The following is a 25,621-nucleotide window of genomic DNA, read 5'->3' on the forward strand; positions in this document are numbered from 1 at the left end:
TCGAAAAACGAAAGTAAAGAGAATGTAAACGGTTTTCGTTTCCATTCTAAGCCGCTAGCTTTGTTTAGACCTGTTTAAAGGAGTATCGAACAGGGACAAAAATTCCAAACAAAGACATGAGGTCACAAATGGAAACACGCATTAATCGCCTATTCGCTGCAATGCTAGCAGTAGGCCTTTCACCTGCCGTCTCGGCTTACGATCCGCTCTACTCAGAGCAATGGCACCTAGATAACACAGGCCAAACTGCGTTTGCAGCCAACCCTGCTGTTGCTGGTAACGACTTGAACACTAAGCTCACGCAAGCAATGGGCATTGCTGGCGTGGGAGTGAAAGTTGCTGTCATTGATTCTGGCGTACAGATCGACCACCCAGACCTTGCGGGTAACGTAGTCACAGGTAGCAGAAACTTTGTCGAAGACTCAACATTCCCAGTCGATTACCCAGTTGATACAAATGGCCATGGTACTGCTGTAGCAGGCTTGATCAGCGCAGTTGGTAACAACGGTGAAGGCGTTCGTGGTGTGGCTTCTCGCTCCTCTTTAATGGGGTTTAACTGGCTCGCAAACCAAACGCTAGAAGGCTGGTTGATCTCTCACGGTGCAGACGCTTCAACCAGCGATGTACGGGTTTTCAATCAAAGTTATGGCTTTAGTCCTATCTACCCTATCCCATTCGACGAGAATGATCCTCAGTTCAAGCTTGAAATGGACGTAATGCAAGACGTAAGCGACGGAAACGCTTGGGGCCATGGTGCAGTATTTGTGAAGTCAGCAGGTAACGGATATCGTTATTTCAACACCGGGCGTTTTTTCGTACTTCCAAGCGATTTCTTTGTTGGCGGCGGTAACAAAGGCCTACCAATGCATAACTCAGCTCAGTCATACGACAACTCTAGCTACTATAACCTCGTGACCAGTGCACTACGTGCTGATGGTACTCGTGCAAGTTACTCCTCTGTCGGTACCAACGTCTGGGTAGCGGCACCAGCTGGTGAATACGGTCAAGATTTCCCTGCAATGGTTACAACTGATCTAATGGGTTGTGAAGAAGGACAAAACACCAGTGGCGATCTTGGTATTAACGACTTACACGGTGGTACTGAGCAAGATCCTAACTGTAACTACACTAGTACCATGAACGGTACGTCTTCTGCTGCTCCAAACACCTCTGGTGCGATTGCAGCGATTATGTCAACCAACCACGCATTGTCAGCTCGTGATGTTCGTGCACTTCTTGCCGAGACAGCAAGTGTAACTGACAAAGAGCATTCCGGCGTTGCTCTTGAATTCGTTAATAGCGAAGGTCAACTCGTGAGTTACGAAGCAATTTCACCATGGCAAAAAAACGCAGCCGGTGTTAATTTCCATGCCTTCTACGGTTTCGGTGCGGTTAATCTAGATGAAGCGATGAAACGAGCACGTATGACGAACAATGTCTTACCAGCCCAAGTCATCACTCCATGGGTAAGTAACACGACAGAAGTGAGCGTTCCTGATGCAAGTTTAACTGGTGGTTCTTCTGCTATTGCTTTCACGGACGACATTACTGTTGAGTCTGTTCAAGTCAAGCTGACGTTAGAGCACACTCGTCTACCTGATTTGGCAATTGAACTGATTTCTCCATCAGGTACGCGATCTGTTCTACAAACACCTCGTAATGGTCTAGTTGGTCAATCACTGGATCCAACTGTAATAGGTTATGAAAACCAATTGATGCTTTCTAACCAATTCTACGGAGAGAATGCGAAAGGTGAATGGACGCTGCGCGCGATCGATACCAATGGTGATGAAGTGTTCTCATTCATTGCATATTTCAACTCTTCAGCTATTTATGATGTACCAATGGCAAATAACGTACAACCAGGTGTTATCAAAAACTGGTCCATGCGTATCTTCGGTCACTAAGGAGTCAATTACATGAAATTTATGACACTTTCTATTCTGGCTCTATCCACTATGGCAACAACGGTGTACGCAGAGCAACAATTGGCTGAGCAGCCAGCACCAAACTTGTTCGTCGCATCTGATGGTGTTGAAGTGAATGGCCAAAACTATCGTAAACTCTCCACTAACAGCTTATCGGAAGTGGCAGAGTTGCACGTCGGCGACGAGGTGTTTAAGAATGCGTTTAGCAACGTATCTAAAGCGACTGGCCTCATCTTTGTTACAGTGAAAAACCCATCAGATGCCAAAGCGGTAGCTAAAGCCCTTAAGCTTGACGTTGTTTTTGCGCAGGGTGAATCCGCAGTGTTTAAAGCATCTGAAGGGCAAGATCTACTTGCTATTAGTAACTATCTCGATGCTGACAGTCGCGTAAAAGCGTCTAAAATTGAATTAAACAGCGGTAAATACCGTGCACAATAATTCTCTAGCAAGAGAAGTTGGCTCTTAAAACAATGCCTCAGCAATTGCTGAGGCATTTCATCTCTATGATTAAAAATAGCTGAACATTCAAAAGTTAGACGTAAATATCAACATTATTCATTTTGTTCACAATCTTTTGGCCATCAATTCGTTTTACTACAGTACCATCCTCATTTTTTATCATCATGGTTGGCTTACCTGTTTGATTGCTCAACTCTGCACTAACACCTATTCGGTTAGCTTTAAACGCTAGGTTCATATACCGACTTGCATTTTTTAAATCAAGTTGACTACTAATAGCATATGGATTCGTTTTGCTCTCTAGCTGCATAGTGCCTCTGCCTTTAAACTGGACATTGAACAAAATTTAAACTATTTCAAAACCGCAAACTTGTCATGTTAAATAGCTAACATGACTGTGATGTTGCCTGCATTTTCATCGGTTAATTTGAGGTTGTAAGCTAGTTGATAAAGCCAATAAGCTTTTTCGCTATGTCAGTATTATTCTGAGAACCCACAAACTTTTCCGAGCCTTTACCATAAGCAAAAACTTGAACATCAACAGCTGTATGCCCTTTTGTTGTCCAGCCGGTAAGACTTTTCTTGTTGATGATATCTTTTACTTCTTTATAAAGTGCTTTCGCTGGTTCCTCGCTTAGCTTCGCGTAAGCAAGTTGTCTACTTTGCTCCTTCGTTAATGCCCAATCTACCGATTCATCCCACGTTTTAAGCATATTGTGTGACTGAGCCAAAGACATTGCCAACGGCCACGCTGTTTTGTGGACACCTTTAATAACTTCGGTATCCCAGCGATATTGACCTCTTGCGCCCATGGTTAACCCACCAGTGGAGTGATCCGCAGTGACAACCAATAGCGTCTCTGGATGAGCATCAACATAAGCTTTGGCTAACTCAATAGACTTAGAAAAGTCATCCATCTCCGCCATGGCACAAGCAATATCATTAGCATGCCCACACCAGTCAATTTGGCTGCCTTCAATCATCACGAAGAAGCCACTTTCTTGACGTTGGAGTAAGGAGAGGGCCTTGTTAGTCATTGTTTGTAGTCGAGTTGGGTTTTCATCCAAAGCAAACGGAAACGCTTTGTCAGCAAACAAACCTAGTGCAGGTAAAGTTTGCAGTGCAGGTAGCTGTTTGAAATCTGTGACGTACTGATACCCTTGCTGCTTGAATTCCTCGACTAAGTTACGGTCTTCACGCTCGAAATAACGTACGCCGCCACCCAAGAGTAAATCTACTGGTAACTTCTCACCCACTTTGTTGTCGATGTAATCATTGGCGATATCATCATAGTTTCGGCGCGACTCATTGTGCGCGGCAAAACTCGCAGGGGTTGCATGGTTAATTTGTGAGGTTGCCACCAAGCCTGTTGTCATGCCCTTTTCTTTCGCCATCTCTAGCATGGTTTTTATCGGTTTTTTATCTGTGTCAACCGCGATGGCGCCATTATAGCTTTTGACCCCAGTACTTAACGCCGTGGCGCTAGCCGCACTGTCAGTAACGTAAGTTGTATCATCTGGGTAGGTTTTCGCCATACCAACCAAAATAGAATCAAAAACCGTCGGCTCTATTTCCTCTGTACTTGGATCATCATGATAGTATCGATAAGCGGTTGTGAAGGCTGGTCCCATCCCATCACCGATCATATAGATAATGTTCTTGGGGGCTTCATCCGCATAACAAACGGACGCAAATAAACAGGTAGTAATTAGTGGGTATTTAAGTTTCATATCTCATCCATGACATAATACGATGGTGCCCTAAAGGCACACATCAACTTGTGTATTGTTCTAATTTGTAAACGAATACTATCATGCACTTAGGATGAAACATGGCGTTGCTTCATAGTTTTACAACGCACATCATTTCTTGAAGACAATCACCTCAGTAAGTAGCTCTGCTTTATCAGTTTCATTTGGGTCATTAAGGTAACGTTCAATTCCCAAGGGTTTTGTCTTTACTTTGATGCCATTGTGCCGAGTGAGATTCATCGCGTATGACCACGCATTACCTAAGAACCAATAGTCACCTTTATGTTCAACGACATAAGTTTCGCTGGCTGGGATCGTTCCTGCAACAAACTCTCCTGTCGCAACAACGCCTGCTTGCACAGGTAAGCAAGTGATGAACTCAAAATAGTTTCGTTTGATGTCCATCGAAAGGTAGTAACAAAACAACTCGCCAGTCACGGGGAGATTATCTTTGCCTGCCAATTCAAACAAACGAGTGATATGCGCTTCCATAACAGGGCCTATCTCAGAGAGAGTCCCGGCTCCAGCTAAACCGATGTAGTTGATCTCATTCTGTTGACGAGAGCCTAAATCTCTCAACTTAGATAAAACACGGCCGTTTTCAAGTTGACTTTTTAGCATACGTAAACCACGGTCAAAATCCATTTCAATCATGGCCTTAAACATACTTTTAAAGAATACAAGAAACCAAGGTACGCGTGATTGCATCTGCCACTCTACAGTACAACCATTAGAGGACGGCATGACAATAAAGGTGACTTTTGCGTGGCTTTGAAAAGGGCGGAAGAAGTGTAACTCCATATCTAGTCGATGCGATTGGGTACTCTCTAACACCACAGCACCTGTTCCGATACGCTTGCCGTTCCACTGATACCCAGAGCCAACTTTGCCTTGTTCTTCGCTATAAGTTAGTTCGCATTCAGGCTCTAAAATCAGCCAAGGAGACCACTCTCGCCAATTTGTATAGTCTTTCAGGTAATCAATCGTTTCACTTTGCGTTCTGTGGATCTCAATGCTTTTACTAACCTCATACGAGAGCATAGCCCCTCCTTAAGTTTAGGTACTAATCTCTTTTAGATTATAGATGCACAAGCAAAATGACACCTACCCACTTCTACGAATAAGCATTAACTAGGAAACGTTGAGTTGGGTTAGCTGGTACTGACTGGATAATCTCCATTTACCAACTCTTGAACAAAACCAGAACCGGCACCAGTGTGAGTAATCCACACCTTTTCCTTGGCTCGTGTTAACGCAACATAAAACAAACGGCGTTCTTCGGCATATGGGTACTTGTCTTTAGATTCACATAATGCTCCGTCGATATGCAATTGCTTCTTCTTAGCAGGGAACTGTCCTTCATCGACTGAGAGAATAATAACAAAGTCGGCTTCCCTACCCTTACTCGCATGACAAGTCATAAAGCGAATATCGAGATTTGGAAAACGCTTCAACCAATCGTCATAAAGATCGGGTTTATGGTAATGATTACGACCTAAAAGTAATACCGACTTAGCCTTCTTCGCCTGTTGATTTAGCTGGTCAAGGATCTTCTCAACTTGGTTACTTGGTGCAGTATGAACACTCTTTTGCTTACGCTGTTTATGGCTATTTAGCGTTTTCGGAAGCTGTGAAGGGTTTTCTTGAACAAACGGGTTTGCCACGTCACCAATTTGATTATTGAAACGATAAGTCGTGTCCAAGTGATGCACTGTTGAATGCGTAAATCGGTCTTGAAAACCTGTAGTAAGATCTACATCTGCTCCAGCAAACTGATAGATCGCCTGCCAGTCATCTCCGACAGCAAACAAGGTCGCGCCGGCTTGCTTCTCTGTTGAAACACACAAGGCCTCAATCAGAGCCAAACGATCTGGAGAAATATCCTGGTATTCATCCACCATGATAAAGCGCCAAGGTGAAATATACTTACCTTTGTTTACGTAGTCAGTTGCACGACTGATCATGGTTGGAAAATCAACGTGATTAGTCTCTTTGAGCATTTTTTGCCACGCACTAAAACATGGCCAACATAGCGCAAGTTCACTGTTCAAGCGCGTGTAGTCCTGATGATTAACCAGCTTCTCTTGCACTTGCTTTTTGGTGAGACCAACCGCAGCAAGCTGTGACAGTTGATTGTCCAGCCAAGCGATCAGTTTTGGGTTTTCTGAGTGACTACCTAACTCATCATCACCTTTCAAATAAGCAATCGGCCATTTGTCCAAATGCTTTTGCCAACGCTTAAAGTTGGTTGGAGTCATCCAGTGTTTCTTCAACCAATCAATGCACCATGCCGAGCGTTGATTATCGTCCAATGCGAGAGGCGTTATTTCTACCGGTTGTCCCTCAACTTGGTTAAGAATGCGCAAACCAAGTTGGTGGAAGGTATTAACACGAACATTTTCAGCCGCTAAACCAACTTTGTCGACCAAACGTTCTTTCATTTCTTTTGCAGCATCACGGCCAAAAGCAAGCATTAACAGTTCTTCAGCTTGAGCTTGGTGGCTCTGCAGTAGATATGCAACACGTGCCGTTAATACGCTGGTTTTTCCCGAACCTGCACCTGCTAGCACAAGGTTATGATCATCATTAAGTAACACTGCATGCTGCTGAGAAAGGTTCAACGGTGAAGACTCAATACGGTTAAATAGTACTTCCCAGTTTGGACGTTCATTCTCCAACCACTCATGGTTTCGTTTACTCAATGCGTTAGAAGTGTCAGAAAGCCATGGTTCAATCTCTGCCATACGATTTGGCATACGCATTTTCGCTTCTGCCAAGCTAGTCTTGATTTCAACGAGCTCAAAATTAAGTTGTTCAACCCAATTTTTAACTTTCGAATGCGGTAGATAAGCGGGTAAATGCTGAAGTTGATACAACTCATCTTCCCACTTAGGAAGGTATTCTGCCAACTTACGGCACTGATTATTGTGCCACTCTTGATATTTTCGAACCGCCTCGACGGCAAATTTACGACACTGTGGCCACGGCAAACCTTGTACTAACCAACACTGCTGCTTGCCGTCTTGCTCATGAGCGAAAAACTGAAGTGAACTCCAGAATAGACCGCGTTTTACGCTAACTTTGCCATTCCAAATCGTAAAAGGGATGTGTTCATCACTACCCACTGAGCTTAATAAAACACTGTTTTCTTTTATTTCGACTTGGTAATACTCATTTTGAATAAAAAACTGTGCTTTATTGGAGGCAGTAAGCTGCATGAAAGGTGCGCCTTTTGGAGTAGAAATTCTCGTTTTATATCATTTTAGGCGCTCAAATTATAGCGATGGATGAAGCTCAAATCGCCTTCTGTCCGTATTCTTAATCAAAAATCACATTACTGTAGAATTTGTGAACATATGTCACAGTCTTATTACCAACTAGCAAGTTAAGTCAATGACTATTCTGTTGATTTCCTAACCATGTGACGATTTTTATTAAAATAGGTCATAAACACGTTATAGTGAGTTTGTTAGAATTCTCTCGTTTTCCACCGGCAACGAAAGGCGCATTGTGCAAGCTGCTTTAAAACTACGCCTCTATTGGGCAAACAAAACTATTAATTACAGTATTCTGATTTTGATTACCTTGTTGGGAGTGGTTATTCCTGCCTGGTACTTCGACCAAAATGTACTGATAACTCCTCTTATCTTGGGTGTTATTGCCGCCGCGTTGGCAGAAAGTGATGATAGTTTCACTGGTAGGATCAAAGCGCTGATTCTAACTTTCATCTGTTTCGCTGTCGCAGCTTTCTCAATCGAGATTCTCTTCAATACACCTTGGGCATTTGCTATTGGCCTGTTTGCCTCAACCTTCGGCTTTATCATGCTGGGCGCAATTGGACCTAAATACGCGAGCATTGCTTTTGGCTCATTACTAATTGCGATATATGCGATGCTTGGTGCGCATGAAAGTACCAATATTTGGTTCCAGCCATTACTACTATTGACAGGTGCAGCATGGTATTACTTTATGTCAATGATTTGGCAAATTTTTTGGCCACTTCAGCCTGTTCAACAAAGCCTTGCTACGGTTTTCCTACAAATCGCCAACTACTTAGACGCTAAAGCAAAACTATTTCATCCGGTTACAAATCTGACACCGCAACCGATGCGCATTGAAGCTGCGAAACTTAATGCAGCAACAGTTAATGCACTTAACGCGTGTAAAGCAACTTTATTAAGCCGCTCAAAGCGCGGACATATCGACGGCCCAAGCGACCGCTTTTTGAACATTTACTTTATCGCGCAAGATATTCATGAACGCGTCAGTTCAAGCCACTATCGTTATCAAGATCTTGCGACTGAGTTCGAGCGTTCCGACGTCCTGTTCCGCTTCAAATACCTGCTCGAGTCACAAGCGCAAGCTTGTCGTGATATCGCCCACGCAATCCGTTTAGGTAACGAATATACCCATACAGACCAATCTATTTTGGCATTAGCGGAGTTACAAAACTCGTTAGGGTATTTGGAAGATCAGCAACAAGGCCACTGGAAGCGTTTGTTGGCTCAACTGACTTACCTTTTCAATAACCTTGCCACGGTAGAGAAACAACTTAGTAATATCAGTAACCCGGATGCAGAGCGGCTAGAAGAAGGGGTATTAGATGACACCAATCCACACACACTAAAAGCAATGTGGCAACGTATTTCGGCCAACCTTAATAAAGACTCTATGCTGTTCCGTCATGCGCTGCGTATGTCAATAGCACTGACGGCGGGTTATGGCATTATCCAAGCGTTTGATATCGATCGTGGCTACTGGATATTGTTGACCACTTTGTTTGTCTGTCAACCTAACTACAGTGCTACACGACAGAAGCTCACTGCGCGTGTGATAGGCACATTAGCAGGTTTGCTAATTGGTGTGCCGCTTCTTACTTTCTTCCCTTCGCAAGAAAGTCAATTGGTCTTCATTGTAATATCTGGTATGATGTTCTTTGCTTTTCGAATCAACAACTACGGCTACGCGACCGGCTTTATTACTCTGCTCGTTCTATTTTTGTTCAATCAGCTAGGTGAAGGCTATGCGGTAGTACTCCCTCGCCTTGCCGATACGCTGATTGGCTGTGTATTAGCTGTTGGCGCAGTTATGGTAATTCTGCCTGACTGGCAGTCAAAACGCCTGCATAAAGTCATGTCTGATGCGATAGATGCCAACAAGCAGTATCTCGGTCAGATCATTGGCCAGTATCGAATTGGTAAGAAAGATAATCTAAGCTACCGCATTGCTCGTCGCCAAGCTCATAATACCGATGCAAACCTCTCTTCTGCTATCAGTACTATGTTGGCAGAGCCTGGTAAGTACCGAACCGCAGTGGATGAGAGCTTCCGCTTCCTAACACTAAACCACGCAATGTTGAGCTATATATCTGCACTTGGTGCACACCGTACCAGAATTGAGGATGAGTCAATTCATCAGCTTGTTCTCGATGCGCACAGATGTATTCACCAGCATCTAGATATACTTCACCGCCAACTGCATCAACATTGTGAAGAATGCGATTTATCCTCCATTGAGGATACTAATTTGGAGCAACGATTGAATGAATGGCGTGACGAAGACGACCGTTCGGCTCGCATGGTATTACAGCAATTACACCTAATTTACCGAATGTTACCTGAACTGCATTCTCTCGCATCTAAACTTGCGGTGAGAGCAAACTAACAACGCTTGTACGCAGCGCCGGGGCGTTCCGGCGCAGATAAGTTATTGATGCTTGATCAAGTCAGAAAATTCTGACGTTTTACTTACGGCCTCTGACAATTTTCGGACAATAAATCACCGTTCAAAATCTACTCTCAAATCATTAGGTATGTAATCAACTCCCCATAGCCACTACACAAAGGGGTCAAACATGGCAGTGATAAAAACGAGAGAGATAGATGAAATGACGAATCAACAATTTAATGAACTGATGGATAAACTGGATTTGATGAACTCAGCTCAATTGAAAACCTTAAAGAGCCAGATTAATCACCAACTGGATAAGGCTAGCTCCCCAGTACTATCCACTGAAGAAAAAGACATGCTGTCAAAGCTATTTGTTTAGCGGAAAATTAAACGTCAAAGTTGCAAGTTGATCTATACCTATCTATGCTTCATAGAGCATATTAGGTGATGGAGGCGGTGTGCCAGTATCAGGGATTAGTGCCGGTAACCAATTAGTTCAGCTCTCTCAAAAGATGGCTGAGCAGGCAGTGCATGAAATTCAACAGTTTGAAACCTCACCAGAAGAAACTCTAAGCTTCAACAAAGTAGAACCACTTAACACCTTATCCGACACAACTCTCCCCCCACCTTCAAGCGATCCTACCGACCCTTCAGTCTCGCTCACTCAAGCTTCTACTTACAACCGCATTGGTGCATCGGTTGTAGAGAGAAACAATGGAGTAATCGGCAGTTTGCTTGATATTCATATCTAAATTCGCTCCTGTCTCACTTTTAAGCCAATTAATTTATAATTTAATAATTATTTACGAAGACATACCTCTTCCAAAACATGAAAATGCGTGTTAAGAAAGTGTCATTAAAGACGGCAATTCTCTAGATAATCAAATAATACAGCCTATAAGGCGAAGAGAGTTCTTTAATGTAATTAATAAGTTTGCTTCAAAGGGGATTCTAGATGGCCGAAAAGAACGATTTCATTCCTAATGGTATCGATAAATATGTTGTCCTTAACAATAAAGGGCACATCATCACGGTTTCAGAAAAACAGTTCTCAACTGAGAATTACACACTACTTGGTTATATTGATAACAAAGGCGAAATGGTTGAGGTATCGGAAAACCATAACACGCAAACCGTTGACTTTACCTCGGATGACGTTGACGAATCCAGCAGTCTCGATAGCAACCTTCTGCCAGACGATGTTGGCGATATCATTGCTGCCATCGAACAAGGTAACGATCCTACTCAATTTGAAGATATTGCCCCTGCTGCGGGTGAAAGTTTAAGCTCATCCATTGCTGGCGCGGCAACAGTAGAATTTAATAACCCTGAAGCAGAGGTTTCAACATTCTTCGAAACCAGAGCTCAAGATACTCCAACACTATCCCAAACTGAGCAATTAGACACAAATTTTATCGCGAACGCTTCTCCACTATCTTTCTCTGACACTGTTGAATTATCTGAAGATGAAAACATCTCTACCAATGTGCCAACAGCAATCGATGGTGACGGTAGTATCTCATCTTACCAACTTGTCGATAGCGTTAGTAAAGGTGTTCTGACATTCAATCCTGATGGCAGTTACTCTTTTGACACAAATGGGGAGTTTGATTCTCTTGCGGAGGGTGAATCTGAGACTCAAATATTCAGCTACATATCAATTGATGATCAAGGTGCCACAAGTGACCCTGTCACAATCACCATAATCGTAAACGGTGTCAATGATGCGGCAAACATTGGTGGTGTAGACTCAGGAGAAGTTGTTGAAGATGAGTCTGTTCCTTTCTTAATTGAAACAGGTCAACTAACCATAACCGATGTTGATGGTAGTAATGAAGCCCTGTTTGCGCCTGATTCAGTGACTTCAAGTCAAGGTACACTAGGTACATTAACCATCAGTGATAATGGGCAATGGGAGTATCAAGTTGATAACAATTTGGTGCAGTACCTCGATGAAGGTGAAACCAAACTAGAAACCTTCACGGTTCAGTCTATTGATGGCACACAGCATACTGTCAGCGTCACGATTGTCGGCGTTAATGACAGTGCTGTAATCGGTGGTACTGGTGTTGATGGTCTTGATACTGGTCAGGTCGTAGAAGACGAAAGTACACCGCTACTCTTAGAGTCAGGCACTCTGACAATTTCTGATGCTGACGGTTCTGACCAAGAATCATTTCGAACAGATAGCGTTGTAGCTGAACCTGATGTGTTGGGCTCTCTAACCATTGATGCTAACGGCAATTGGAATTATCAGGTCGACAATAGTTTGGTTCAATACCTAGATGAGGGTGAAACTAAACTTGAAACCTTTACTGTACAATCTAAGGACGGAACTCAACATACCATCACCGTAACTATCGTTGGTGTGAATGATAGTGCCGTAATCGGAGGCGTCGATACTGGTACAGTCATTGAAGATCAGTCTAATCCCCTGTTGTCAGATAGCGGAACTCTCACCATTGCAGACTCCGATGGTTCAGCGCAAGAAGGCTTCGATTCCAACAGAATCATCTCAGATCAAAACGCACTCGGTACGTTGAGCATTGATGTTAACGGAAACTGGAACTACAGTGTTCCGAATGCCGATGTTCAGTATCTGGATGAAGGGGAGACCAAAGTTGAAACATTTATCGTTTCAACGCTAGATGGCACTCAACATACTATTACTGTCACCATTATTGGCGTTAATGATACTGCAATAATCGGTGGTATTGACACGGGCACAGTTACTGAAGACGAGAGCAACCCTCTACTCACAGAAAGTGGCACACTTACCATTACTGACGCTGACGGACAAGAACAAGAAGCCTTTGACCCTAACAGTGTCGTGCCAGGACAAGGCAACCTTGGTTCATTAACTATTAATGCGAATGGCAAATGGGATTACCAAGTAGCCAATGCTGACGTTCAGTTTTTAGGCGAAGGTGAAACTAAAGTTGAAACCTTTACGGTTCAATCTGTCGACGGTTCTCAACATTCCATTACCGTAACAATCATTGGCGTTAACGATTCTGCGATCATTTCTGGTGATGATATAGGCACTGTGGTTGAAGACACTAGCACCCCTCTCCTTACCGATAACGGCTCATTACGAGCGAGCGACGTTGATACCAACAACAGTGGCCTTTTTAATATTAATAGTGTGTCAGCTGTCGGAGCTGTCCTTGGTAGTCTTTCAATCAACGAGTTAGGGGATTGGCAATATCAAGTAGACAACGCTTTGGTTCAATACCTAGGTGAAGGCGAAACCAAAACTGAGCAGTTCACGGTTCAAACAGATGACGGAACAGAACAAGTCATCACGATCACGATCACAGGTGTTAATGACGGTGCAATCATCACCGGTGATGCTATTGGTGCAGTCACCGAAGATGAAAGTAATCCTTTATTGACCGACTTTGGCAAACTAGCTGTGACTGATGTCGACCAAGGGCAAGCTGTATTTGATCCAAATGGCATCACGTCTGCGCCAGGTACTCTCGGCGCCTTAACAATTGACCCTGAAGGGAATTGGAATTACCAAGTAAACAACGCTGATGTGCAATTCCTAGGTGAAGGTGAAACCAAACTAGAGACCTTCACTGTTACATCTATTGATGGCACCGAACATACTGTAGAAATCACTATCACAGGCGTTAATGACAGCGCAGTTATTGGAGGGGATGATATTGGCCAAGTGATTGAAGACAGCGCCTCCCCTACTCTGCGTGATACTGGACTACTAACGATAAACGATGTAGATGGTTCTGATGAGGAGTCTTTCGACCCATCAAGCGTCGCCACCAATCCTTCCAACTTAGGCGCGCTCACTATTACAGCCGCAGGTCAGTGGGTTTATGAAGTTGACAACTCGCTAGTTCAATACCTTGGTAAAGACGAACAAAAAATCGAAACCTTCACGGTAAATTCATTGGATGGGACGCAGCATACTGTCACCGTGACTATTGTGGGCGTCAACGATGAAGCCATGATTGGTGGTGTAGACTTTGGTGAAGTAACTGAAGATGAGAGCACACCATTTTTGCAAGTCGGTGATACGCTTACTATCAGTGACCCTGATGGCGCGGATGAAGCTAAGTTCGATCCATCAACGATAGTGCCTCCCGTAAATGCTTTAGGTACGTTGACCATTAGTGAGAATGGCAATTGGAGTTATTCGGTAGCGAATGATGATGTTCAGTACTTGAAGTCTGGTGAAAGTAAAACAGAGATATTTACCGTTTCAACGATTGATGGCACTGAGCATCAAATAACCATTACGATAAATGGCCAAGATGATCCTGCAATAATCACCGGTGATGTTGATGTTCAACTTGTAGAGACCGACGCAATTCTAACAGATAGTGGCAAACTAACTGTTCAAGATGTTGATGGGCCAAACGAATTTCAGGTTGTCACCAACCAAGCCGGGAGCTACGGGGTATTTAATATCGATAAAGATGGTAACTGGACATACGTTACCAACGATGCATTCAACAACCTAAATACCGACAGCGTACCACTCGTGGATCAGTTTGTGGTCAAAGCAGCTGATGGTACAGAGCAAACCATCACAATGACTATTTCAGGCACAAACGACCTTCCGGAACTTGTGGCTGATGTTGGCAAAGTGACTGAAGATGGTATCAGAGATCCGAGTACAAACACTGAAACGGGTTACATTATCGACGCACTTGCGAACGATAGTGATGTTGACGACACGGTTCTAAATATTACAAGCGCTCAAGTAGTTTCTGTTAATGGTGATCCAAATAACCTCTTAGGTAGCGTTAGCGTTGTTAACAACCAATTAGTGTTCTTCACTAATGATGAATTTGAATACTTAAACGATAATGAGTCAGCCACTGTCGTTATAAACTATCAGGTCGCAGATGATCACGGTGGTGTATCACAGTCCACGGTCACTATTACCGTAGACGGGGTAAATGATCCTGCGATTATCGGTGGAGATGACACTAAAGTACTTAGTGAAACCGACGCACCGTTGCAAACGTCTGGCAAATTGAATGTATCAGATGTTGATAATACTGATGAGTTTGTTCCTCAAACTGGCTATGTAGGAAAGTACGGTACCTTTTCGATAGATGCTCAAGGTAATTGGACGTTTTTTGCAGACGAGGCTTATGATTACCTCAACGTAAACAGTACACCTTTGGTTAGTGATTTTATCGTTGAATCTGTTGACGGCACTGAGCACACAATTCAGGTTACTATCCAAGGAACCAACGACGCTCCAGTTGCATTTAATAGTACAGAAAATATCGATGAAAATGACGTTCTAAGCAGTAATGTCCCGACAGCATCAGACGTTGACGGTACGATTACTACGTACCAACTCGTTGACGATGTTCCCTCCGGCCAAGGAACGCTGAGTTTAAACCCTGATGGAACATTCACCTTTGATACAGGCACAGACTTTGACTATTTAGCCCAAGGTCAGCAAACCTCTGTTTCCTTTACATATATCGCTATCGATAACAACGGTACAGCAAGTGAAGTCAAGACAGTTACCATCAACATTACCGGTGAAAATGATAGCCCTAGTCAAATTACGGGACCTCTGATTGGTAATGTAGAAGAAGATGGAACACAACTCGCCAATGGGCAGCTTGCAGTGGTCGATGCCGATCAAGGAGCATCACATACATGGTCAGCGCTTGGGCAAACAGACTCAACCTATGGTGATTTTGGCATTACTGCAGACGGTTTCTGGACCTACAACCTTGATAATGACAAAGCCCAAGAACTGGCAAAAGGACAAATCATCACTGAGCGCTTTGTTGTTCAAGCGGACGATGGTCTCGGTGGGACTATTAGTCAGACCGTAACAATTACTATCACAGGTGAGAACGACGAACCAACTATCACCAACATTACGACGAACAATAACGTTGAAGAAGATAACGCCCTAGCGAACATGGTTACGGGTGACTTAGGTGTTACTGATGTGGATTTACAGGATGGGCACACTTGGTCAATTGATGGCCAAGAAGCGACATCCGGAACAGCAGCTTCAATAAATGCAACTTTTGGCACTATTACTCTAGACTCCAATGGCGTTTGGAAGTACACGCTAGATGATACAAAAGTCGACTTTTTAGCAAGTTACGAAACTCGTGAAGAAACATTCACCATCAAAGTAGACGATGGCAATGGCGGTACTGATGAGTTTGACTTGGTAATCACTATCAAGGGTAGCAATGATGTACCAGATATCTCAGGTACTCTAACCCAAACTGTCGCAGAAGACGCTAGTCAGTTAACCGTTTCGGGAAACCTATCTGATTCCGATCCAGACCTGAGCAATACCCATAGCTGGTCATTAGTCGATCCTAACAGTGCCTCGGGTGACTACGGCCTGTTTAGCATTGATCCAACAACGGGAACTTGGAGCTACACGCTAGATAATGACAAAGCCCAAGAGCTTGCCGCAGGTGCTGTTGTTGAAGAACGATTCACTATCCAAGTAAACGATAATGATGGCGGCATAGACACTGAAGTTATCGTTGTCAGGGTAACTGGTACCAACGACGACCCGGTCATAGACACGACGTTAAGTACTGCAACAGATGATCTCGTAGAAGACGTGACTGTAACCGGCGGTGGTACGCTTATCGCAAACGATATTGATACAGAACTCATACCTGACACCCTCACCTGGTCTATCAAAAACTCAGACCAAGGGCTATTCGGTACAGTTAGCATCGATAATAACGGTAATTGGGTTTACAACCTTGATCCTGCGTTATCTAACCGTATGGAAGAAGGCAAAAATTACCAAGACACATTCACAGCTGTTGTTTCTGACGGCAACGGTGGTACAGACGAAATTCCTATCGTCGTTAACATTGTAGGTAGTAATGATGCGCCTGAGATTACCGGCAGAACAAGTAGAACACTGACTGAAGATGTAGAAGCATTTCGCCGTGGTCGCCTTTACGATAATGACCCTGATGACAACAAAGACATCACTTGGACAATAGATGGTGCTGAAGGTAAATACGGTACGCTAACAATCGCAGATAATGGTCGATGGACTTATACTCCTTCAACGACACAGTCGCAGGATGACGCTCTACAAGCATTGTCTGAAGGGGAAGTTGGCACACTTGAAATGTTTACCGTCCATGCAACAGACCAATACGGTGCAACAGATAACGTCACAGTAACCATTACTGTAATTGGTACCAATGACCAACCTTCAATCGTTGTTAACGAACAACTCAATGGCTCTGTCACCGAAGACACCCCAGACCCGAGCCAGCCGATTACAACGACGGGTGACCTATCAGTAACTGATGTAGATACGCTTGATACCCACACGTGGTCTTTAAACTCAGATCAAGGTAAGTTCGGGACAATCTCCATAGATAATGATGGTAAGTGGACGTACGTACTCAACAACTCAAATTCCACCGTACAAGGTCTTCTACCTAACGAGTCTTTAACCGATACATTTACCGTTACGGTTAAAGATAACAATGGTTCCAGCTCCACCACAGAAACCATCACCATAACGATACACGGTGATAATGACACTCCATCTTTGTCTGGTGATACTGGTAGCGTAGTTGAAAATACGGACAATAGAGATTCAGCACAAGGTCAATTAGTCGTCTCTGACATTGATGTAAACGACTCTCATACTTGGGATGTTCTTGATACAGATCCAACAGGTGGCCCCGCAGGGAAATACGGTACACTCACGGTTGATCAAAACGGTAAATGGAGCTACCTGTTAGATAACAATAAGTTTGAAACACAGCAAATTCCACCCGGTGAAACAAGACAAGATATCTTCCAAGTTGAAGTAGAAGATTTAAATGGTGCAACTGCTATTATCGACGTGGTGATCAATGTCGCAGGTGTTAATAACCCACCAGATATCATCATTACCGATACTTACACAATTAAAGAAGATGCCATACCTGATACCATTACGGGCACCATTAATTCTGGGGACCCTGATGATGGAGAATCACTCACGTGGAGTATCGTCGGTTCGACTGGCCAGTATGGCACCCTTACATTCATAGACCCGGTCACTGGTGAGTTCTCTTATAAGCTAGATAACTCAAATCCTGCAGTGAATGCGCTTACTGATGAAGACATTGCAGGTCTACAAGATGTCATAACCATTCGAGTTGTCGACCAATACGGTCAATCCTCAACCAAAGATCTAACTATCAATATCGACGGTACAAATGACGCCCCAAATCTGTCTGGGAACCTATCTCCGCACACGACAGAAGATACCATTACTACCACTGGCAATTTATCCTCAGGTGACCCCGACGCTGGAGATACCCACACATTTTCTGTTGATAACAGAGCTGGCAGCTATGGTAGCTTCAGCATCGATTCCGTTACTGGGAAATGGACTTATATATTAGATACAACCCAAGTTCAGCAACTAAACCCAAATCAAAGTTATCAAGAGACCTTTAATGTCACCGTCATTGACAGTAAAGGAGAAGCATCGACTAAACCCATCACGATTACTATTGACGGTGTTAACGACTCTCCAACCATCACTGGCGATTTAAGCGCAACATTTGTGGAAGACTCAACCGATCTCGTTACCGGTAAACTGAACCTGATTGATATCGACGATGGCGATTCACCAACCTTCAATGTCATCAGTGAAAGCACCCCCTCTCAAGGAAACTACGGTACCTTCTCTATTGATGCTCAAGGTAATTGGAAGTTTATTCCGAACGATTCTGCAGTCAACAGCCTTAAACAAGGTGCGATCGTTACTGAAACCTTTAACGTAATTGGCAAAGACAGTTTTGGAGCTGTTATCACTGACCAAGTCGTGATCACCATTAATGGTGAAAATGATACACCAATCATTAGTGGTGATAACACGGGTTATATCGTTGAAGATGATGCAGGCCGCAATGACGGTTCTTTGTCTATAACCGAAGGCCAGTTGACCGCTACAGATGTTGATGATAACTCATCGATTTCCGGCTGGAGTATAGATAGCAGCCAAAGTACAGGCCTTGGTACATATGGTCAGTTTACTATCACTGACGATGGGAAATGGATCTATCAAGTAGTAGGAAACGCCATTCAAGACCTAGATCCAGGCCAAGTAGTTACAGAGGAATTTTGGGTTATTGGTACCGACGACAAAGGCGAAAACTCACAACCTTACAAAGTAACCGTATTTGTCCATGGTTGGGATGACGATGCTGCGGGCGGTGGTGGTGGTAACCCACCCGACCGAATTGTAGACATTACCGAAGGCGATGAAACTGCTGGCCCAACAGAGTCGGTAGAGATCCCTGTTGGTGGTGGTTTAAATAATTCAGCGACAGCAACACCTCATTCAGGCGGTGCATATGGTGAATTAGTCTACGATGACAGCGCCAATAAATGGTTCTATGTTATCGACAATAACAATCCATTAGTAGATGGCTTACAAGAAGGTGAAACAGTCACTGAGGTTTGGCACATTTCAAACAATGGCGTCACCTTCACAGTTGAAGTCACCATCAAAGGTGTCAATGATGCTCCGCAAATTTCTTACCAACCAATCTCGATATCTGAACCCGATGTCATTGGCGAGGTTACCGAAGATGTCACTCTATCTAGCTCAGGAGTGCTAGAAGATAACGACCCTGACTTCAACGACTCCCAAGATTGGGTAATTGTCGATACAAGTAATGGCAACAGCGAAGTAACCCAACTGCAAGGTGACTACGGCACACTAACCCTAAACCCTGATACAGGAGAGTGGGAATACAATATCGACAACAACGCCGTTCAACCATTGAATGCTGGTGACGTTGAATACGATACCTTCACCGTAAAAGTGACCGACGAAAAAGGTGACTCTGATACGCAAGAAATCAAGATTAAAGTAAATGGTTCTGCGGATGATATCACCGTGGATCCAGATGTTATTTTAGAGCTCGATGCGACAGAAGACCAAAACAACACCTTTATCCAGAGTGGCAACCTAACACCTCCAAGTGAACTTGGTAGCGATCCTACTTGGCAGCTTGTAGATGGCTCAGGCACCTATGGAAGCATTACTATCAATCCTGATGGTAGTTATGAGTACACATTAGATAACAACAGTTCAGCCGTTCAGTCACTCAAGGAAGGTGAAACAGTGACGGATACATTTACCGTATTCGTCACTGATCAATATGGTAAAACGGTTGTCGATGAGAATGGCAACCCGATTCCACTAAAAATCGAAGTCGAGGTAACTGGCACAAACGACGCCCCTGTGATTAGTGGAGCTACAACGGGCTCAGTCAGTGCCGATAGCACCAGTAACATCACTGGTCAACTTGCAAGTGGTGACGTCGATACTGGCGATACAGCGACGTGGAATCCATTAACCACAGTCAATGGTCAGTACGGTACATTTACGCTTAATTCAAACGGTAAGTGGACCTACGATCTCAACGAAAACCATCCTGATATCATTGCATTAAATCCGAATGAAACACTGACGGAGTTCTTCCCTGTTTCAGTGACAGATAGTGCAAATGCAAATGACTCAACCAACGTTGTCATCACGATTAAAGGCACAAACCAATCTCCTGAAATTACTGGTGATGTGACAGGTGAAGTTCAGGAAGACATTAAAGTCACCACTGGAGAACTGCAATTAACTTCGAATGATGTTGATAATGCTGATTCGGTAACTTTCGCACCAAAAGACCTCTCAGGTACATATGGCCAGTTTGTTCTCGGACCCGATGGGAAATGGAGCTACACGCTATACAATGACCCACATGTTCAGGCATTGCCTGAAGGTGCCATTGTAACTGAAAGCTTCTTCGTAACTGCAACCGATAGCTTTGGGGCTGAGGTAACTCAAGAAGTCACCGTAACCATTCTCGGCAACAATGATCTTCCAACTATTCAAGGTACAACTACAGGAACGGTAACTGAAGATAGCCCGACCCTTGCAACTGGTAACCTTGGTGCGAACGACGTCGACTTTGGTGATGTGCTTAGCTATCAAGTCGTCAATTCAGGTGCCTTTGGTTCAAACGTAACCATAGATGGAAATACATGGAAATATGAACTCAATAGTGCTCACCCAGACATTAATGCGCTTCCGAAAGGAGGTACGACGACTGACACTATTTCAGTAATTGCCACCGATGGAAACGGAAACTCTGTTCCTCTTGATATTACAATCACCATCAATGGTACCAATGATGCCCCTGAGATAGCGAGCATTGCTACCCAAACCGTAGCCGAAGACGATACAAGTCCACTTACAGGAACGTTCGACAGTGGTGACCCTGATATTGGTGATGTTATCGCTTGGACCGTAATCGACTCTGATTCTAGAGGCACACTAACGATTGACTCACCTAGTGGTGATTGGAAGTTTACTTACGACAATAACCTACCAGAAGTACAAGCTCTTGCGGTGGGTGAGTCATTGACCTTGCAATATGAAATCAAAGCCAAAGATGAACATGGCTTAGAAGACACTCAAATAGTAACGTTTGAGATAACCGGTACCAATGATCTACCCGAGGTTACTCAAAACTCGGTAACAACCGGACAAGTATTTGAAGATCCTAGCCAAGGTTCAGGAACTGCAACCGGTAATATCGATATCGATGATGTCGATACATCAGACAACCACCTATTCACTTTTGACAACAATGCAGGCTCTCAGACTAAGCAAGGTCAATATGGTGAGCTTACGATTGATAAGAACACTGGTGCTTGGACCTATATCATGACGCCAGCACTAGTGGAGTCGTTGACTGATACAGACCAAAACATCTTTGACACCTTTACGGTCACTATTGATGATGAAAATGGTGGAGTGATAACTCAAGACGTCGTTATTCAAGTATTTGGTGATAATGATGCACCATTCGTGGTTGACAACCAAACTGATACTTCAGGGGAGGTTACTGAAGATGGTACAACTTCGGAGCAATCTGCGACTGGCACAATCACTGCTGATGATGCAGAAAACCAAGATTTAACCTTTAGCCTAACTTCAAACCAATCCCAGTATGGTACTTTCTCTGTCAACAATGATGGAGAATGGGACTACGTACTTGACCCAGTTAAATCTCAAGCATTACCTGCAGGCATAACTACTGAACAGTTTGTTGTCTTGATTGAGGACACCGAAGGTAAATCAGTGAATCAAACTATCACTATCACCTTAAACGGAAACGACGATTCTCCAATCATCGAAAATACAAGCGTAATATCGGGTAGTGTAACTGAAAATGGCACCGCGTTAGAGCAACAAGCATCAGGAAAAGTTGAAGCATCGGACCCTGAAGGCGGCGCTGTGACGTTTGAGCTCAACTCCCCTGCTTCGCCTTATGGTAGCTTTATTCTACAGCCGAACGGAGAATGGACATACATATTAGACCCTGTGCTATCTCAGGCCTTACCTGGCGGTATAACTGAAGAAATCTTCACTGTCGTGGTTAAAGATGGTTCGGCAAATGAAACCAACCAACTCATTACCATCACGCTAAATGGTAACAATGATCCTGCGACCGTTGATGGCGTTGCCACAGGACAGGTCAAAGCGGGCTTTGTCGACCAAGCTTCGGGATTACTGACTGTTGATGACGTGGATACCGACGCAAGTAACTTAATATGGTCCGTTGATGATACCAGCGGTAGCTACGGCGCCCTCTCGTTTGATGATTCAACCTTAACGTGGACGTACACACTCACTCCAGGGGCTACCGATACATTATCTGCTGGGCAAACATTTGATGAACTGTTCACAATAAACGTTAGTGATGGAACAACCATCACGCCTAAACAGGTCACAGTGACTGTTCTTGGTACTGCACATATAGGTTCATTGGGCTCCGATATCCTCGTCGCATCCAGTTATGATGAGATCTTATGGGGAGGTCCTACTGATGGTTCTGATATTGGCACCTCAGATACCTTCCTATGGAGCGACAATGTACTGGGTAACAGCACAACACCTGGGGATGACATCATCAAAGACTTCGATGTCAACGCTGATGTCATCGACTTGGAGCAAGTATTCAATTTGACCGACGTATGGGACTCAACCACTCTAAGCAATGAATTAACCATTACCGAAATCAACGGGAACGCAGTACTGCAAATCACACAAACAGATAGTCAGTTGCTTCAATCCATTACGCTTGATGGTGTGAGCTTATCTAACTTGTACGGTCAAAATGTTGATAACCTCTCTAATCAAGAGCGCGTTAGTTCTCTCGTTGAGACAGGTCAACTCGTTGTTTCTAAGACCTTTGGCCATGAGGGCAATGACACCCTTAGTGGAACCTCAGGAAATGATATATTGACTTCAGGAGCAGGCATCGACAGTTTTGTATTCCTACAAGAGAACTCTGGTAGCACTAATACCATTACAGATTATGACCCAAGCGGTGATGAAATCGATCTAACCGATCTACTCCCTGCTAACACCAGTGTGAGTGATTTACTCGACGCAAACTTAATTCAAGTCACCGTCAATGACGATCCTACACTTCCAGATAGTTCAGCAAGTTCATCTACAACGATTACTATAGAGGATACTAATGGTACGGTAACGAATATTACGTTAGAAGGGATTGGTTGGGATACGCTCAATGTGAATAGTGTAAGTGACGTAAGCTCGATTACTACCGAGTCACTGCTTAGCACCTTACATGTTTTAACTGAGCATAATTAGGACAATTCACCCCATAATGAAAATGCCGTTTACATAGGTAAACGGCATTCTTATCAAAGATTACTGTATTTCTTAGCAGCGGGTCTTACGCGAAGTTAAACACGTACTTATCCATCATATTCACCATTCGACCAATCTCTGGTTTAGTGATGGTGTCATTTGCCCCAAGAGCCAGTGCTTTTGCACGGTTATCTTCACTCATCAAAGACGAGAACATAACAATTGGCATTTCCTTGAACGCTTCAGTCTCACGCAGACGCTTAACTAAGTGCATACCATCCATTCTCGGCATCTCTACGTCAGTAACAACAGCATCAAGTAACTCTTTCACTGGTAAGTTTTCTTCTTTGGCTACTTCGATCAAGCTCATTAGTTTTTCATGAGCTTCACCACCATCTTTACAGGTAATAACGTTGTATCCTGCCGAAGCTAATGTATCTTGAATTAACGAGCGAATAAACGCAGAGTCATCCACGACCATAACGGTCTTACTATTGCGCTTGCCAACCATTCTTTGGTTAAGGTCGACCGACTTATCCCCTGTAACATCGTATTTTTCCATACTCAGTTCAGGGTTGATATCAGCAATGATTTTTTCGAAGTCGAGAATCATGATCAAGTTGCCATCTTTGCGCACCACGGCAACAACGCAATCCTGCTCACCAGCTTCAAGAAACTGACTTGGTGACTCAACATCATTCCATGAAATTCGATGAATACGTGAGATGCTGTCGATCAAAAAGCCATTCGTCATCTTATTGAAGTCTGTCACGATAACGAACTTACGCTCAATATCTTGACGAGTTTGAACACCTAACCAGCCTGCAAGATCAACTAAGGGAGTTAAGACCTCACGAGATGAGAATACTCCAATCATGTGTGGCTGAGCATTTGGATAATCCGTAGTTTCTGGTACTCGAATAACCTCACGAACCTTAGCTACGTTAATGCCGTAATAGCATGTTTTCGTTGTGCCATCGGGTAATTTTTTCTCTAAATGAAACTCAATAATTTCAAGTTCATTAGTACCACTTTCTGTCAAAATTGTGCTGGTTACGTTACTCATAAAACCACTTTATCCAAGCTGTAAATCGATCAAGATGAACGATGTCTTCCACAAACATCTGGAAGCAATATTTCCAAGTTTCCTTTTTTAGTCGTTACAATAGGTTTTGTAAATAAATAAAAGGATACTTACTGCACACTTCTCTGCATCGCATTGAAATTTAGTCTCATTTTAGACAAATTCTACCTAGTTTGACTAGCAGAGATTAAGCTCTATGTATTTATCGGCATAGCGTTATAAAGCTTTAAGTATTAATGCGTTTTAACCACCGACTCAACTGCAACTCGGTGACGGTCTCCATAAATACCCTCAGGCGCTCTCACTCCACAGCTAATCACCATGGTAATCTGATCGCTGCTTCGTAAGCTTAATAGCTCCTTTACTCGCTTAGAGTCGAAGCCTTCCATTGGACAAGTGTCGTATCCTTTATCCCGCATTGCGTACATGAACGTCATCGCTGCAAGAGACACACTTTTGTGTAGACATACACGTACATCTGATTTACTGACTTCACGCACCATTGGTTTACTGCGCCCTAACCACCAGCTGTAAATCTTACGAGCAACGCCACGAAAACCAATCGTATCGTTGTTGTAAACCAAAGGGATTAATTTTTCGTAGTATTTTAGAGCGCGCTTGGCTGCAACGTCGTCACGGCCTTCAAAAGCTTGACGCACAGTCTCTGCGTTGCGCGTTGCGCGCTCTTTCCAATTGTGGGTTGTTGCGATAAATACCACTAGCTCGTTCGCTGTCTTCGCAGCATTTTGCCCCATACAGTACTCAGCTAGTTTCATCCGCTTATCTTCAGAGATCACACGATGAAACTCCCACATCTGCATATTACTGCTATTTGGGCTCAAAGCCGTTAGTTCAAGCGCTTCGGCTACGTCATCATGGTTAAACTCAGCATTCGCGTCGTACTTTCGAACTGAACGACGAGAATGAACAATAGATTCAAAAGAAGGCTGACTCATAGTGGACTCAAAAGATGGCTAAAGGCCGATCATGACGCAAAAACAGCGCTCTATTCAAGTGAAACCTGTTTGTCCTCAAAAAATGT

Annotated in this window: 12 protein-coding genes; 6 read left to right on the plus strand and 6 right to left on the minus strand. The window is 43.7% G+C overall.

The genetic code is table 11. The features are described from left to right. The first annotated feature begins 128 nt into the window (after positions 1-128). Positions 129-1,907: a S8 family peptidase gene (locus ACTS60_RS06260; protein WP_440887532.1), complete on the plus strand. Its 1,779-nt coding sequence runs from the start codon at positions 129-131 to the stop codon at positions 1,905-1,907. Positions 1,908-1,919: 12 nt separating this feature from the next. Further along, positions 1,920-2,366, plus strand: a complete 447-nt coding sequence (locus ACTS60_RS06265; protein ID WP_440887533.1) for a hypothetical protein — start codon at positions 1,920-1,922, stop codon at positions 2,364-2,366. A 94-nt stretch (positions 2,367-2,460) separates the two neighbouring features. Here ACTS60_RS06265 and ACTS60_RS06270 read toward each other — a convergent pair whose 3' ends face one another. The 4 genes from ACTS60_RS06270 to helD all read right to left on the minus strand — a co-directional run bounded on the left by ACTS60_RS06270 (position 2,461) and on the right by helD (position 7,356). Continuing rightward, positions 2,461-2,697, minus strand: a complete 237-nt coding sequence (locus ACTS60_RS06270; protein ID WP_440887534.1) for a hypothetical protein — start codon at positions 2,695-2,697, stop codon at positions 2,461-2,463. 130 nt (positions 2,698-2,827) lie between these two features. Then, positions 2,828-4,117 (minus strand): alkaline phosphatase, encoded by a 1,290-nt coding sequence (locus tag ACTS60_RS06275; protein ID WP_440887535.1) that lies wholly within the window; start codon positions 4,115-4,117, stop codon positions 2,828-2,830. 132 nt (positions 4,118-4,249) lie between these two features. Then, positions 4,250-5,179, minus strand: coding sequence for an SRPBCC family protein (locus ACTS60_RS06280; protein WP_440887536.1), 930 nt, complete (start codon positions 5,177-5,179; stop codon positions 4,250-4,252). Positions 5,180-5,289: 110 nt separating this feature from the next. Continuing rightward, on the minus strand, positions 5,290-7,356 hold the full coding sequence (gene helD / locus ACTS60_RS06285; protein ID WP_440887537.1) for a DNA helicase IV: 2,067 nt from the start codon (positions 7,354-7,356) through the stop codon (positions 5,290-5,292). 292 nt (positions 7,357-7,648) lie between these two features. Between helD and yccS the strand changes: the two genes are divergently transcribed. From yccS to ACTS60_RS06305, 4 genes are all read left to right on the plus strand, one after another. Continuing rightward, complete coding sequence (gene yccS, locus ACTS60_RS06290; protein WP_440887538.1) at positions 7,649-9,802, plus strand: YccS family putative transporter; 2,154 nt, start codon at positions 7,649-7,651, stop codon at positions 9,800-9,802. Positions 9,803-9,992: 190 nt separating this feature from the next. Further along, complete coding sequence (locus ACTS60_RS06295; RefSeq protein ID WP_440887605.1) at positions 9,993-10,187, plus strand: hypothetical protein; 195 nt, start codon at positions 9,993-9,995, stop codon at positions 10,185-10,187. Positions 10,188-10,266: 79 nt separating this feature from the next. Next, the gene (locus tag ACTS60_RS06300) at positions 10,267-10,560 is read left to right on the plus strand and encodes a hypothetical protein (RefSeq protein WP_440887539.1); all 294 of its coding nucleotides are present in this window, start codon (positions 10,267-10,269) and stop codon (positions 10,558-10,560) included. Between the two features lie 203 nt (positions 10,561-10,763). After that, a complete protein-coding gene (locus tag ACTS60_RS06305) occupies positions 10,764-23,495 on the plus strand; it encodes a VCBS domain-containing protein (RefSeq protein ID WP_440887540.1) in 12,732 nt (4,243 codons plus the stop codon). An 85-nt stretch (positions 23,496-23,580) separates the two neighbouring features. On the opposite strand, the gene ACTS60_RS06310 is transcribed toward ACTS60_RS06305, so the two are convergent. Beyond that, positions 23,581-24,561 (minus strand): chemotaxis protein, encoded by a 981-nt coding sequence (locus ACTS60_RS06310; RefSeq protein WP_440887541.1) that lies wholly within the window; start codon positions 24,559-24,561, stop codon positions 23,581-23,583. Positions 24,562-24,812: 251 nt separating this feature from the next. Further along, a complete protein-coding gene (locus ACTS60_RS06315) occupies positions 24,813-25,535 on the minus strand; it encodes a nitroreductase family protein (protein ID WP_440887542.1) in 723 nt (240 codons plus the stop codon). Positions 25,536-25,621 lie beyond the last annotated feature (86 nt).

This window comes from Vibrio sp. WZ-1, from assembly GCF_052037695.1.
Lineage (GTDB): Bacteria > Pseudomonadota > Gammaproteobacteria > Enterobacterales > Vibrionaceae > Vibrio.

Excerpts from the sequence above, each read along its gene's own strand:
- ACTS60_RS06260 (WP_440887532.1), top strand. The coding sequence starts at position 129 with ATGGAAACACGCATTAATCGCCTATTCGCTGCAATGCTAGCAGTAGGC.
- ACTS60_RS06265 (WP_440887533.1), top strand. The coding sequence starts at position 1,920 with ATGAAATTTATGACACTTTCTATTCTGGCTCTATCCACTATGGCAACA.
- ACTS60_RS06295 (WP_440887605.1), top strand. The coding sequence starts at position 9,993 with ATGGCAGTGATAAAAACGAGAGAGATAGATGAAATGACGAATCAACAA.
- ACTS60_RS06280 (WP_440887536.1), bottom strand. The coding sequence starts at position 5,179 with ATGCTCTCGTATGAGGTTAGTAAAAGCATTGAGATCCACAGAACGCAA.
- ACTS60_RS06315 (WP_440887542.1), bottom strand. The coding sequence starts at position 25,535 with ATGAGTCAGCCTTCTTTTGAATCTATTGTTCATTCTCGTCGTTCAGTT.
- helD (WP_440887537.1), bottom strand. The coding sequence starts at position 7,356 with ATGCAGCTTACTGCCTCCAATAAAGCACAGTTTTTTATTCAAAATGAG.
- ACTS60_RS06275 (WP_440887535.1), bottom strand. The coding sequence starts at position 4,117 with ATGAAACTTAAATACCCACTAATTACTACCTGTTTATTTGCGTCCGTT.
- ACTS60_RS06270 (WP_440887534.1), bottom strand. The coding sequence starts at position 2,697 with ATGCAGCTAGAGAGCAAAACGAATCCATATGCTATTAGTAGTCAACTT.
- ACTS60_RS06310 (WP_440887541.1), bottom strand. The coding sequence starts at position 24,561 with ATGAGTAACGTAACCAGCACAATTTTGACAGAAAGTGGTACTAATGAA.
- ACTS60_RS06305 (WP_440887540.1), top strand. The coding sequence starts at position 10,764 with ATGGCCGAAAAGAACGATTTCATTCCTAATGGTATCGATAAATATGTT.